This window comes from Comamonas sp. UBA7840 (assembly GCF_002501455.1).
GTDB classification, from domain to species: domain Bacteria; phylum Pseudomonadota; class Gammaproteobacteria; order Burkholderiales; family Burkholderiaceae_C; genus Comamonas; species Comamonas jiangduensis.
In genome coordinates this window covers 131,209-144,426 of record NZ_DLTI01000027.1, presented here as the reverse complement: position 1 = coordinate 144,426, position 13,218 = coordinate 131,209, and the positions used below count along the sequence as shown (strand labels likewise).

Below are 13,218 nucleotides of genomic sequence, written 5' to 3'. Positions count from 1 at the left end.
CCAAAGTTGTGCAGTTCTTTTGAGGCCCGGACAGCACTCGTTGCCCGGGCTTTTCTCCGTGTAGGCATCTGCGCTTTAAGACACGGTTTGTTCACCACATCCGCTAGGAAGCACCACATGGAACACAAAAAACCTGCCATCACCCTGTCCTCTTTGGATATGGACCGCCTTGAAGCCCTGATGGAAAAGCTCCCCGCCAACTTCCCCGGCTTTGCTGCACTGGAAGCGGAATTGGATCGTGCCGATGTGCTGGATCCCCAAGAGATGCCCGCCAATGTGGTCACCATGAATTCCACCGTCCGTTTTACGTTGCTGGAAAGCGGCAAGGATCAGACGCTGACTTTGGTCTACCCCAAAGAAGCTGATGGCAGCCCTGACAAGGTTTCCGTTTTTGCGCCCGTGGGCACCGCATTGCTGGGCCTGCGCGTAGGCGACGTTTTTGAGTTGCCCAGCCCTACAGGTAAGGCCGTCACTGTGAAAGTGGACGCCATCACTTACCAGCCTGAAAGCGCAGGCGAATTGCACCGCTAAACGCGAACGCAGATTCGGATGCAGGTGCACACCGGGACGAAATCGCTCCTGCCGGTGTGCATCGGTAAATTCCGCTATTGCTGAATTACCTGCATTCCTAGGCACAATGTGGCTATGACAAAAAACACCCCACTTCCTCCACTGAATCGGCAATTTGTCTCGCACTTTGGCGAGATGGGTAGCCGTTGGGGCATCAACCGCACCGTAGGTCAAATCTACGCACTACTGTATTTGTCGCCACGCGGCCTCAATGCAGAAGAGATTGCGGAGACGCTGGAGTTCTCACGCTCCAACGTCAGCATGGGTTTGAAGGAGTTGCAGTCGTGGCGCTTGGTCAACTTGCGCCACCACGCGGGGGATCGGCGTGAGTACTTTGAAGCCCCGCAAGACGTGTGGGAAATCTTCCGCCGCTTGGCAGAAGAGCGCCGTCGCAGGGAGATTGAACCCACGCAGTCCATGCTGCGCTCTGCATTGCTGGAAGATGCATCTTCGGACGATGAGCGTTACGCCCAGCAGCGCATGCAAGATATGTATGAGCTGATTGAAAAGCTCATGACATGGTTTGACGACGTGCAGCGCCTCAAGCCTGAGACCGCCATGCAACTCATGGGCATGGGCGCTGCAGTGACCAAGGTGCTGGACTTTAAAGACCGCCTGCTGGGCGGCGGCGACAAAGACAAGGGCAAGGGCCTCCCTCCCGCCAAAGACAGCAGCGAAGGTTGATGGCGAATCGCGACGCCCATCTTTGCCCACTCACTCCAAGCCTGCGTTCACGCAGGCTTTTTTTCATGGGGCGATCTGGGCACGCAGCGCCTGCAAATACGCCATCATCGCCGCGCGGTGTGCGCTACCTAAGCGCAGCAAGATCTTTTGTCCGGCAGAACGTGCTTGCAAATCTGGATCGGCAAACTCGTAGCGCAGCCAAGGTTGCTGCGGCGCTACCTGGCCTTGCACCTGCACCAGCCGTATGTCCAATGGTTCTTGCGGCTGGGGTGTTTGCAGCAAATGGTCAATCACTGCAACCAGACGGTCATTGAAGTACTGGCCGGGGTAGCCCAGCTCCTCATAGGTCTGCTGCAGCACCGGATAGGCCTGCCGGTACCACTGCACCACGGTGGCAGGATCGAGGCCGGTCACAAATGCCACCACCGCGTCATAGCGGGCGCTGTTGGCTGCTGCAATCTGCAGGCCCTGTGCGCTGGGCTGCGTTTGCAGCTTGCCACCCACGGGCGAAAGCGGCCACAAGCGCGGCGCGGCATGGCCCCGTGGCAGGTTATCGATGGTCGCCACCAGATGGTGTGCCAAGCCCGGCATCACCAAAAATTGCAATGCGCGCGCTCCCAGCCACTCCCGCGCCATGCGGTCCAGCGATGGGGCATCGTCTGCCGCCAGCGCCTGTGCAGCAGGCGCCAAGGGGTGCTGAGGCTGCGCGGGCGTGGCTGGTACCTCTGCAGGTTCTGCGGTGGCCAGGGAGGGGGCTGGGAGCTCAACGGGGGCAGCAGGCGCGGCAGGTGTTGCCAGCGGTGCAGGCGCTGCCGACGGTTGCGAGCGGTTTTGGGCCGCCCAGTGTTCTCTGGCCCACCAGCCGCCATACGCCAGAGCGGCAATTCCCAGCACGATCAGCAACCACTTGGTGGTGCCGATATGGGCCGCTTTGTCCTCACGGGCTCGTTGCTGTGGGGGGCGCAAATCACGGTCGGTCATGGCTCTCCTTTCTCGGCAATCGCCGGGCTGGCTGCCCAGCGCGCGAGTTCATCCTAACGTGCATGCGTACACAAAAAAACCCGCAGCCATATGCAGCTGCGGGTTTCTTGCGGGCACGGCGGTTCAGAGACTGGCGCCCGTCATGCTGGAAAGCTGCTTATTCCGCAGGCTTTTCCAGCATTTTTTTGCGAGTGGCTTCATCGTCCATCAACTCAAACCACATGGCGTTGAGTACCGCAAACGCTGCGGCCAAGGGCAAGCCCAAAATCCAAGCGAAGTACCACATGTCACTTCCTTTCAGTTATTCAATATTCATAGCTGACAGCGCTTGTTTTTCATACACTTCCATATGAAAAGATAATGAAAAGATTATTTAACAAGCGCTGACAGCTCCTTTTTTTAGTAGGCGTGGCCTTTGCCTTCGCTGATGGCTTCAGGGCTGACCTTGCCGCGCATGATGTGATACACCCAGCTGGTATAGGCCAAGATGATGGGCAGGAAGATCACGGTGGACACCAGCATGATGAACAGCGTCAGGTGGCTGGACGAGGCATCCCACACCATCAGGCTGAACTGCGGATTGACCGACGAGGGCAAGATGAAGGGGAACATCGATACGCCCACGCTCAGCACAATCCCGGCAATCGCTAAACCACTGCTCAGCAAACCCAGCCATTCACGGCGCAGCTTCATGCCCAGGGCGGCCAGCAAAGGCATCAGCACCCCCAATGCCGGCACGATCCACAGCGCTGGCTGCTTGGCGTAATTGGCCAGCCACGCACCTTGGCCGACGGCCGCAGACTTGAGCATGGGGTTGGAGGGGCCGGTGGTGCTCATGGCTTCGGTCAGCACAAAACCGCTGAGTTTGGCCAGCCACACACCCGCGATCACATACAGCAGCGTGGTCAGCACGGCGGCCACCATGCCCCAGCGGGTGGCACGCGCTTGCACCACACCTTCGGTCTTGAACACCAGCCACGCCGCACCGTGCATGAGCAGCATGGTGAGCGACACCAGGCCGCACAGCAGCGCAAAGGGGGTGAACAGGTCAAAGAACGAGCCATCCCAGTAAATGCGCATATCGGGCGCCAGACGGAAAGGCACGCCCAGCAGCACATTGCCCATGGCTACGCCAAACACCAGGGCTGCGCCCCAGCCCGACAGGGTCAGCACCCAGTCCCAGCCGTTGCGCCACGCAGTGCCTTCGCGCTTGCTGCGGAACTTGAACGCCACGGGGCGCAAGATCAGGCAGACCAGCACGGCAAACATGGCCAGGTAAAAGCCCGAGAACGAGATGGCATACAGCTGGGGCCAGGCGGCAAAGATGGCGCCGCCGCCCAAAATCAACCACACCTGGTTGCCTTCCCACACGGGGCCGATGGTGTTGATCACCACGCGGCGTTCCACATCGGTTTTGCCCGTGGCGCGCAGCAGCGCGGCGGCGCCCAGGTCAAAACCGTCGGTCACTGCAAAGCCGACCAGCAAAATGCCCAGCAGCAACCACCAGATGACGCGCAACACGTCATAGCTCAAAAGTTCATGCAAGATCATGGTGTTGACTCCCTCGGTTACTTGGCGCTGTAAACATCCACGAACTTCTTCGTGTAGGCCTGCAGGTGAGGTTCACTCTCTTCATGCGGGCCTTTCAAGATGGCCTTGCGCATGAGCACCATTTCAATGATGAACATGACGGTGTAGATCGCCACAAACATGGCAATCGTCAGCAGCAGCGTGCCCGCCCCCAGGTTGGACACCGCCATGGCCGTGGGCAACACCCCTTCAATGATCCAGGGCTGGCGCCCCACCTCAGCCACGATCCAGCCGCATTCAGCCGCAATCCAAGGCAAAGGAATGGCGAACACCGCCACACGCAGCAGCCAAGGGTAGGCATCCAGCTTGCGGCGTGCCGACAGCACAAAGAACGTGGCGGTCAGCACGATAAAGAACATGCCCAGGCCCACCATCACGCGGAAACTCCAGAACAAGGGGCCCACCGGAGGAATGGTGTCTGCCGCAGCCTTTTGGATCTCCAGCCGGGTGGCTTTGCGCGGATCATCGGTGTAGCGCATCAGCAGCAGCGCATAACCCATGTTGGCACCGTGATCTTCGAAGGTGGTCACCACCTCTGGCGGCACATCGGAAGGCTTTTTGAAGCTGCGAATCGTTTGCAAGGCGTCATACGCCTTGATGCCCGACTCAATGCGCTCTTCGGCGCGCGCCACCAAGTCATTGATGCCTGGAATTTCAGTGTCCAGCGAGCGGGTGCCGATCAGGCCCATCACCCATGGAATGTGCACGGCAAAGTGGGTTTCACGCGCTGCAGTATCGGGAAAGCCAAATGCCGTGAAGGCTGCCGGGGCTGGCTCGGTTTCCCACATGGCTTCAATGGCCGCCAGCTTCATCTTCTGGTGCTCGGACGACAGATAGCCGCTTTCATCCCCCAGCACCACCACCGACAGGGATGCGGCCAGACCGAACGATGCCGCCACCGTCATCGAACGCTTGGCCAGCGCGGTGTGACGCCCCTTGAGCAAATACCACGCCGACACGCCCAGCACAAAAATCGCGGCCACGGTGTAGCCCGCCGACACGGTGTGCACAAATTTGGCTTGCGCAACCGGGTTGGTCAGCACCGCAAAGAAGTCGTTCACTTCCATGCGCATGGTTTGCGGGTTGAACACCGCACCCACGGGGTTTTGCATCCAGCCGTTGGCAATCAAAATCCACAGTGCCGAGAAGTTGGAGCCAATCGCCACCAGCCAGGTAGCAATCAAGTGCTGCACCTTGGTCATGCGATCCCAACCAAAGAAGAACAGCCCCACAAAGGTCGCTTCCAGGAAGAAGGCCATCAGCCCTTCAATCGCCAGCGGCGCACCAAAAATATCGCCCACGTAGTGGCTGTAATAACTCCAGTTCATACCGAACTGGAATTCCATCACCACACCGGTGGCTACACCCATCGCAAAGTTGATACCAAACAGCACACCCCAGAACTTGGTCATATCGCGCCAGATGGTGCGACCGGTCATGACATACACGGTCTCCATGATGGCCACGATCACCGCCAGACCAATGGTCAGCGGCACAAACAAGAAGTGGTAGAGCGCCGTTATCGCGAACTGCAGCCGCGATAAGTCGACGATGTCGAGGTCCATGGTCGTATCCTTTCAAAGGTCCTCTGGGGGAATGTGCGGGCAATTTCCAAGGTTGCCCGTCAATTAAAAACACTGATCCGGACAGCATCAATCCGGTCGCAAGCGCGCAATCAGCGCTGCAAAAGCAGGTTCTCCACGGCGTGCCTCGGCTTGTACGACACCGCCATTGAGCCAAATCAAACGGTCGGCCAGCGCCGCCTCGCGCTGCAGGTGGGTACACAGCACCACCGTGTGCTGCTGTGCCCGAGCCTGCAGTCGCTGCAATACATCGCGTGCCGTGGCGGCATCCAGCCCTTCGGTCGGCTCGTCCAGCAACCAGGCCGGCTGCTGCGCCAAAAGCAAGCGCGCCAGACCCAAGCGGCGTGCCTGCCCGCCCGACAGGCCCAGACCGCCCTCGCCCAAACTGCTGTCTAGCCCCTGTGGCATGGCGCGCACATCGGCTGCCAAGCCCGCGTCTTCCAAAGCGCCCCACAGCGCACTATCGTCGACGTGGGGCGCGGCAAGCCGCAAGTTGTCGCGCACGCTGTCTTGGAACAAGGCCACCCGCTGGGTCAGCCACACGCTGGGCACCGCCTGCACGCAGCCATGGCTGAGGGGCTGCTCGCCTGCCAGCACGGCCATGACGGTCGATTTGCCCGCTCCGCTAGCTCCGACAAGCGCTACGCGCTCTGCTTTTTGAATATGCAAATCCACAGACTGCAAGGCAGGGACTGCGCTGTCAGCATGCTGTACCGCTGCGTTGTCCAGCACAAAAGCGGCATCCCCTGCCGGGGCAGGCAGCGCCGCATCCACTCGCCCACTGCCCATGCGTGCCCCCAAGCGGCGTGCAGCCAAACGGGTACGGCCTGCTTCCAGGGCACCACGGCGCAAGGCATTGAAAGGTTCCATGGCAGTCAGCGCCACCAGCAGCGCCAACGCAGCACCGGGTGCGCCGATGACACCGGCATCCACCAAATACCCCGCGCCTGCCAGCACGCCCGCCAAGGTCAAAGCGCCAGCGATGGCAAAACCTGCTGCAGCTTGCGCATCCAAACGGTTGAGCGCGTGGTCGGCCTGTGCCACGCGGGCATCGGATTGCGCAATGTGCGTGCATTGCGCGGCCAGCCTCCCGGCCATCAGCAAATCGGTTTGGCCAGCCACGGCATCCACCGCCTGCGCGCGCAAGCGCTCCAGCGCCAAGGCACGCTGTACGGCAGGCCGTGTGCTGCGCCGTGTCAGCCACAGGGCCAAGCCCATGCCTGCCAGTAACAACCACGCCAGCACAGCCAAACCTAGCCACCACTGCAACGCTCCCAGTACCACGCCCGCCAGCAAGGCGGCCCCTGCTGCGGCCACCACGGGAACCATCAAGCGCAAATAGAGGCTGTCGAGCGCATCCACATCGGCGGTCAAGCGCTGTAGCAGGCGGGCTGGGCGCAGTTGCAGCAAACGGGCTGCACCGGGCGCTGCCCAGCCGATAAACAGTTTTTCGCGCAGCGCAGCCAGTACGGCCAAGGTGGTCTCATGCGTCACTACCCGCTCGCCGTAGCGCGAAGCCGTGCGCCCCATGGCCAACAAGCGAATGCCCGCCGAAGGCATGAACACATCGAACACCAACGCCGTGGCTGGCACCAAGCCTGCGATGGCGGTGGCTGCAATGAACCAGCCCGATAAACCTAGCAGCGCCATGCCCATCAGCACCGTCAGCGCGGCCATCAGCGCTCCGCCCCACCACCAGCGCCGCGGAGCCATATGGCGGAGCATGCGTGCCATATCGCGCAAACGGGTGTGCTGCATCATGCGAATGCCTCCTGCACTGCAGGTGCCAGGTGAATGGTGCGATCCATCATGGCCGCCAAGGCGGGGTCATGGGTAGCCACCACCAAGGTCTTGCCCTGCGCCAAGGTGCGCAGCTGGTGCATGACTTGCTGTGCGGTTGCAGGATCAAGATGTGCGGTTGGCTCGTCCACCAGCCACAGGCCGGCCTGCTGGTGCAAAGCCATGCGCGCCAAGGCCAGCCGCACGGCTTCGCCGCCTGACAGGCCTTGCCCACCTTCTCCCAAACTGCTGCCTTGCCGCTGCGCCAAGGCGGTACTGAGGCCCGCTTGCCCCAAAGCCCGCGCAATATCCTGGGGCTGCACACCTTCGCGCCCCAGCGCCACATTGCGCTGCACGCTGCCGGCAAAGATATGGGCTTGCTGCCCCATCCATGCCATGCGGGCGCGCAATGCAGGCCAACGGGCTTCAGCAACCGGCTGCCCATCCAGCTGCAGCTGATCGGCAGCGACTGGCAGCAAACCTGCCAGCTGGGCCAGCAGCACCGACTTGCCCGCACCGCTGGGTGCCCATACCGCCACATGCTCTCCCGCGTGGATATGCATATCCAGTGGCACCAAAGCAGCTTGCCCATCGACCGCGATTTCCAGCTGTTGCGCCTGCACGGCCATCGCCCCGAGCGCTTGCGCAGCAGGCGCATTCGGCACATCGGCTTCGTGTGTGGCCAACGCTGCAGGCAAAGGCAGGCGTTGCTGCCCCAAAGCCTGCAAACCTTGCATGGCGGCCTGGCCTGCCGCACGGTCATGCCACACGGCAGACAACTCACGCAGCGGGTCAAAAAAACTGGGGGCCAGCATCAGCACCCAAAGGGCTTGGCCCAAACTCAGCGGCTTGCCCCAAGCCCCAAAAGGCAGATTGCCCAGCAGATGGAAACCGATGTACATGGCCACCATGGCCACGCCCAAAGCCGAAAACAGCTCCAGCACCGCAGAAGAAAGAAAGGCGATGCGCAGCACACGCATGGTGCGTGTGCGCAGCGACTCGGCATGGGTGCGCAAGCGCTGCGCCGTTTGCGGCACGGCATGCAGCGCACGCAGGGTACTCAGGCCCCGCAGCCGGTCCAGCAAAAAGGCATTCATCTGCCCTAGCTCCACCATCTGCGATTCGCTGGCAGCTTGGGCCCGCCAGCCCACAATCGCCATAAACAAGGGAATCAAAGGCGCGGCGCACACCAGAATCAACGCAGCCAGCCACGACTGGGTCGCTACCGCCAACGCAATCACGGGCGCCACCACCATCACGCGCCACTGGGCCGGCTGATAGCGTGAGAGCCAAGGCACGATGGCTTCGGCCTGCTCGGCCAAGGCGCTGGCAGCCCAACCCGATGGAGCACGCTGGCGATCCAGCGGTGAGGTTTGCACCACCGCTTGCAAAGCCTGGCTGCGCAACTGACTCACTTGGGCACGTGCATGCTGGTAGGTGATGCGTGTGCCCAAGCCTTCGCACACCGCACGCAGCACGCCCAAAGCCGCCACTGCCAGCACTTGCAGCCACAGATACTGCAAAGCCTGAGCATTCGCAAAACATTGCACCGCCCACGCAATCACTGCCGCCTGTGGTAGCCACAGCAAAGACGACAGCACCAGCCACCAAGTTCCGGGCTGGGGGCGCCGCGGATGTGGTTTGGCAGCACGTACTGTCTGAGGCGTATCAAAGCTTTGCATGTTTTCTGATTTTCAGTATTTACTGAAATTTGTGCAAATGCTAGGCACTTCGACAAGGTCGAGATGCCACCATGGTTCATACCCCAGTGAAACACTGTGGTGTGATTGCACTCCAGCATCTTTCAGAAAGCCAGTGTTTTGGCTTATCCATGCTCCAAGCGTGGATGTCACACCCCGGACTTCCACGCATAAAAAAACGGCCACAAGGGCCGTTCCGTACAGGGAGCGCAGCCGTTACGCCGCGTGCAGCAGACGCTGGCGCGCCTCTTGGTATTCGCGCTTGAAACGCGCCACAAGCTCAGCCGCAGGTTGAATTTTGTCGATGCTGCCAATGCCTTGACCACAGCCCCAGATGTCTTTCCACGCCTTGGTGCGGCCCGAGCCAAAGTTCATGGCGCTGGGGTCCGACACCGGCAGGTTGTCAGGGTCCAGGCCGGCGGCACGAATGGATGGCGCCAGGTAGTTGCCGTGCACGCCGGTGAACAGGTTGGAATACACCACATCGTCCGAATTGCAGTCCACGATGGCTTGCTTGTACGCTTCAGCGGCACGTGCTTCGTCGGTGGCAATGAAGGCGGAACCGATATAGGCAAAGTCTGCTCCCATGGCCTGCGCCGCCAAGATGGCACCGCCGGAAGCAATGGAGCCCGACAGCGCCAGCGGGCCGTCAAACCATTGGCGGATTTCCTGAATCAGTGCAAACGGGCTTTTCACCCCCGCGTGCCCGCCAGCGCCTGCGGCCACGGCGATCAAGCCATCCGCGCCTTTTTCAATCGCCTTGTGGGCAAACTTGTTGTTGATGATGTCGTGCATCACCACGCCGCCCCAGCTGTGCACCGCCTGGTTCACGTCTTCACGGGCGCCCAGGCTGGTGATGACCAGTGGCACCTTGTACTTGGCGCATACCTCCAAGTCATGCTCCAGGCGATCGTTGCTTTTGTGCACGATTTGGTTGATGGCAAAAGGCGCCGCCGGTGCTTCAGGGTGCGCCTGGTTGTGGGCTGCCAGCGCTTCCGTAATTTCTGCCAGCCAGTCGTCCAGCAACTCAGCCGGGCGTGCATTGAGTGCAGGCATCGAGCCCACAATGCCCGCCTTGCACTGGGCAATGACCAGCTTGGGGTTGCTGATGATGAACAAAGGCGAGCCAATCACCGGCAAAGCCAAGTTTTGCAGCACGGCAGGAATTTTGGACATGCAGAAGTCTCCGTTTTCAGTTTGCATAAGAAAATGGCTGCTAGCGCTTGAGGATAAAGCGCTAGCAGCTCACCTTTTTATCTTAAATGTCTGCGCCCATGTTCTTCGCAACGGGCGCTGGCAGCAGTCACTTTCGCGTCAGAAAGCATCCAGCGCCAAAGCACAGGTGCTTTCCCCGCCCGCCAGAATGCTGTCGCGCAAACTGGTGGTACGGGTCAGGATGTGCTCGGCATAGAACTGCGCCGTCACCACTTTGGCCTGCATGAAGGCCACATCCTCGCCCTTGGCTGCTTTGTCTTGCGCCACCAGCAAGGCACGGCCCATCTGCCAGCCAGCCACCAGATTGCCCGTGAGCATCAAATACGGCACGCTGCCCGCATACACCGCGTTGGGCGATGCCTTGGCTTTGCCAACCACAAAGTCCACCACGTCCAAAAAGGCTTCACGGGCATTTTTCAGGCGCAGCGCCATGGCTTGTGCGGCAGCAGTGCCGCTGGCCAGCAGCTGTTCTTCGGTCTTGGCGATCTGGGCAGCAATGTCTTTGGCGTTCTTGCCACCGTCACGCGCCGTTTTACGGCCGACCAAGTCATTGGCCTGAATGGCGGTGGTACCTTCGTAAATGGTCAAAATCTTGGCGTCCCGGTAGTACTGCGCCGCACCGGTTTCTTCGATAAAGCCCATGCCGCCATGCACTTGCACGCCCAGGCTGGTCACTTCCAGGCTGGACTCGGTGCTGTAGCCCTTGACCAGTGGCACCATGAATTCATAAAACTCGGCATTGGCCTTGCGCACTTCGGCGTCAGGGTGGTGGTGGGCTGCGTCGTACGCTGCCGCTGCCGTGGTGGCCATGGCGCGGCAACCTTCGGTGATGGCGCGCATCGTCATCAACATGCGGCGCACATCGGGGTGGTGAATGATGGCTGCACTGCCCGCCACGCTGCCGTCCACCGGGCGGCTTTGCACCCGGTCACGCGCATACTGCACGGCACGCTGGTAGGCACGGTCAGACACGCCAATACCTTGCATGCCCACACCATAGCGCGCGGCGTTCATCATGATGAACATGTATTCCAGACCACGGTTTTCCTCACCCACCAGATAGCCGATGGCACCGCCGTTGTCACCGTACTGCAGCACCGCCGTGGGCGAGGCCTTGATGCCCATCTTGTGTTCGATGGAGACGCAATGCACATCGTTGCGCGCGCCCAGGCTGCCATCGGCGTTGACCAGGAACTTGGGCACCACAAACAGGCTGATGCCCTTGACGCCCTCAGGCGCGCCCACCACACGGGCCAGCACCAGGTGGACGATGTTGTCGGCCATGTCGTGCTCACCGTAGGTGATGAAAATTTTGGTGCCAAACACCTTGTAGGTACCGTCAGGCTGTGGCTCTGCTTTGGTACGGACCAAGGCCAGGTCGGAGCCCGCTTGGGGCTCAGTCAGATTCATAGAGCCTGTCCACTCGCCGGTGATCAGCTTCTCCAGGTAGGTGGCTTTCAGTTCATCGCTGCCCGCCGTCAGCAGGGCTTCGATGGCGCCATCGGTCAGCAGCGGGCACAGCGCAAAGCTGATGTTGGAGGCATTGAGCATCTCGACACACGCCGCGCCAATCGTTTTTGGCAAGCCTTGCCCGCCAAAATCGGCCGGATGCTGCAGACCTTGCCAGCCGCCTTCCATGAACTGCTGGTAAGCCTCTTTAAAACCGGGCGTGGTCGTGACTTGGCCGCCTTCAAAGCTAGAGGGTTGGGTATCGCCCGCAATGTTCAAAGGCTCCACCACGCTTTCGCACAGCTTCGCACTTTCCTCCAGCACCGCCTGCGCGGTTTCCAGACCAGCATCTTCAAAACCGGGAATCTGCGCCACTTGCTCGAGGTTGGCCAAGTGCTCCATGGCAAACAACATGTCTTTGATCGGTGCGGTATAGCTCATATCGTCTCTCTTATATATAAAAACAGGCCTAAAGCCTTATGCAATCTGCGTAAGCAGCTATCTCTTTATTGGGTAACCTTGCCTTGCGCATTCACAATGCTCAAGTCCACAAACTTGGAGCCCGATTGCGAGCCTGGGCGGAATGTCACCCAATACCCGCCCAGATCGAAAGCATTCAAACCACGCAGGCTGTCTGCCAGGCGCTCACTGTTCAGCGGCTGTGTGCGGCGCATGGCCTCCACCAGCACCTTGGCGTTCACATAGCCTTCCATCATCGCGTAGCTAACGGTGATGTCTTCGGCTTTGGGCTGCTTGGCAACCAGGTCACGAAACTCTTTGTTCAAGCGGTTATTGGCGCGATAGGGATTGGGCACCACTTGGGCAATCGACACCCCGCGCATCACTTCGGGGTGCAGGCGAACCGCAAGCTGCTCAATGTCAGCACTGGAGGTTGCGTAAATCTGCGCAGCACCGCCCTCTAGGCGATAAGACTCCACAAACGCAGCCGTCATGGGGCTTGCGGCGACCACAATCACCGCCTGCACCGAAGGCGCCGTCTTTTGCAGCTGATCCACCACGGCCTCTTGGGCCGCCTTGCCTGTTTTCAGCACGCCGCTGGTCAGCAGCTTGGCACCTTGCGCAGCCACCACCTGTGCCACCGCATCTTCTAGCGCCTGTGCTTCTGGCGCTTGGCGCTCGTCGTACACCAGCGCCAGACGGGTCAGCCCCAAAGTTGCCAGATGCTTGGCAATTTTTTCAATTTCATCCATCAGCACAGCACGGGTGCTAAAGAGCTGCGGCGCTTTCAGCACCCGGCTGTCGGTGCTGTGAAAACCCACCAAACTGATTTGGGCTTGGTCCAGCAGCTTGCTGTCCAGCAATGCTTGCAAATTGCGATTGCCGAAGTAGCCCGCCAGCGCAACCGGCTTGCTCTCTTGCAGCAAACGCTGTGTCTGTTTGAGGGTGTCTTCAGGGCTGCCCCGGTCATCCAGACTGACGAGGCGCACGCGCTCGCCTTGCACTCCGCCAGCCCGATTGACTTGGGCAAAGTACAAGTTCATGCCTTGCGCATAAGCCTTGCCTTGCACAGAGGCTGCACCGGTCAATGGCGCAACCTGCCCAATGACCCAGTCCGCATGTGCTGCGCACGCACCCACGGCCAATGACAGCGCCAACCCTAGTTTCTGGAGTGAACGTATTCGCTTGTTTGTCATGCTCCCTCACTA

The 13,218-nt window shown here is 60.4% G+C and carries 11 protein-coding genes; 2 read left to right on the top strand and 9 right to left on the bottom strand.

From position 1 onward, the window contains the following. Nucleotides 1–117 precede the first annotated feature (117 nt). Both rnk and B3R00_RS11200 read left to right on the top strand, forming a co-directional pair. The gene (rnk, locus tag B3R00_RS11205; RefSeq protein WP_219164129.1) at nt 118–531 is read left to right on the top strand and encodes a nucleoside diphosphate kinase regulator; all 414 of its coding nucleotides are present in this window, start codon (nt 118–120) and stop codon (nt 529–531) included. A gap of 114 nt (nt 532–645) precedes the next feature. Further along, nucleotides 646–1,254, top strand: a complete 609-nt coding sequence (locus B3R00_RS11200) for a GbsR/MarR family transcriptional regulator (protein ID WP_219164128.1) — start codon at nt 646–648, stop codon at nt 1,252–1,254. A 63-nt stretch (nt 1,255–1,317) separates the two neighbouring features. Here the strand turns inward: B3R00_RS11200 and B3R00_RS11195 are convergent, their stop codons facing one another. From B3R00_RS11195 to B3R00_RS11155, 9 genes are all read right to left on the bottom strand, one after another. Continuing rightward, a complete protein-coding gene (locus B3R00_RS11195; protein ID WP_286999079.1) occupies nt 1,318–2,235 on the bottom strand; it encodes a DUF3014 domain-containing protein in 918 nt (305 codons plus the stop codon). 157 nt (nt 2,236–2,392) lie between these two features. Then, entirely contained in the window at nt 2,393–2,521 is a 129-nt protein-coding gene (cydX, locus tag B3R00_RS11190) for a cytochrome bd-I oxidase subunit CydX (RefSeq protein WP_219164126.1), read from the bottom strand. 113 nt (nt 2,522–2,634) lie between these two features. Beyond that, complete coding sequence (cydB, locus tag B3R00_RS11185; protein ID WP_286999078.1) at nt 2,635–3,786, bottom strand: cytochrome d ubiquinol oxidase subunit II; 1,152 nt, start codon at nt 3,784–3,786, stop codon at nt 2,635–2,637. A gap of 17 nt (nt 3,787–3,803) precedes the next feature. After that, nucleotides 3,804–5,390 carry a cytochrome ubiquinol oxidase subunit I gene (locus B3R00_RS11180; RefSeq protein ID WP_286999077.1) on the bottom strand — a complete coding sequence of 529 codons (1,587 nt, stop codon included), beginning with the start codon at nt 5,388–5,390 and terminating at the stop codon, nt 3,804–3,806. An 87-nt stretch (nt 5,391–5,477) separates the two neighbouring features. Next, complete coding sequence (locus B3R00_RS11175) at nt 5,478–7,169, bottom strand: amino acid ABC transporter ATP-binding/permease protein (protein ID WP_286999076.1); 1,692 nt, start codon at nt 7,167–7,169, stop codon at nt 5,478–5,480. Continuing rightward, complete coding sequence (gene cydD / locus B3R00_RS11170) at nt 7,166–8,869, bottom strand: thiol reductant ABC exporter subunit CydD (protein WP_286999075.1); 1,704 nt, start codon at nt 8,867–8,869, stop codon at nt 7,166–7,168. The genes B3R00_RS11175 and cydD overlap by 4 nt, the downstream gene beginning before the upstream one ends. Nucleotides 8,870–9,103: 234 nt before the next feature. Next, a complete protein-coding gene (locus tag B3R00_RS11165) occupies nt 9,104–10,063 on the bottom strand; it encodes an NAD(P)H-dependent flavin oxidoreductase (protein WP_286999074.1) in 960 nt (319 codons plus the stop codon). A 138-nt stretch (nt 10,064–10,201) separates the two neighbouring features. Further along, entirely contained in the window at nt 10,202–11,992 is a 1,791-nt protein-coding gene (locus B3R00_RS11160; RefSeq protein ID WP_286999073.1) for an acyl-CoA dehydrogenase C-terminal domain-containing protein, read from the bottom strand. 65 nt (nt 11,993–12,057) lie between these two features. Beyond that, complete coding sequence (locus B3R00_RS11155) at nt 12,058–13,206, bottom strand: ABC transporter substrate-binding protein (protein WP_286999072.1); 1,149 nt, start codon at nt 13,204–13,206, stop codon at nt 12,058–12,060. Nucleotides 13,207–13,218 lie beyond the last annotated feature (12 nt).

Coding starts and splice junctions, on each gene's coding strand:
- cydD (WP_286999075.1), bottom strand. CDS start 8,869: ATGCAAAGCTTTGATACGCCTCAGACAGTACGTGCTGCCAAACCACAT.
- B3R00_RS11165 (WP_286999074.1), bottom strand. CDS start 10,063: ATGTCCAAAATTCCTGCCGTGCTGCAAAACTTGGCTTTGCCGGTGATT.
- B3R00_RS11175 (WP_286999076.1), bottom strand. CDS start 7,169: ATGATGCAGCACACCCGTTTGCGCGATATGGCACGCATGCTCCGCCAT.
- B3R00_RS11180 (WP_286999077.1), bottom strand. CDS start 5,390: ATGGACCTCGACATCGTCGACTTATCGCGGCTGCAGTTCGCGATAACG.
- cydX (WP_219164126.1), bottom strand. CDS start 2,521: ATGTGGTACTTCGCTTGGATTTTGGGCTTGCCCTTGGCCGCAGCGTTT.
- rnk (WP_219164129.1), top strand. CDS start 118: ATGGAACACAAAAAACCTGCCATCACCCTGTCCTCTTTGGATATGGAC.
- B3R00_RS11160 (WP_286999073.1), bottom strand. CDS start 11,992: ATGAGCTATACCGCACCGATCAAAGACATGTTGTTTGCCATGGAGCAC.
- B3R00_RS11200 (WP_219164128.1), top strand. CDS start 646: ATGACAAAAAACACCCCACTTCCTCCACTGAATCGGCAATTTGTCTCG.
- B3R00_RS11155 (WP_286999072.1), bottom strand. CDS start 13,206: ATGACAAACAAGCGAATACGTTCACTCCAGAAACTAGGGTTGGCGCTG.
- cydB (WP_286999078.1), bottom strand. CDS start 3,786: ATGATCTTGCATGAACTTTTGAGCTATGACGTGTTGCGCGTCATCTGG.
- B3R00_RS11195 (WP_286999079.1), bottom strand. CDS start 2,235: ATGACCGACCGTGATTTGCGCCCCCCACAGCAACGAGCCCGTGAGGAC.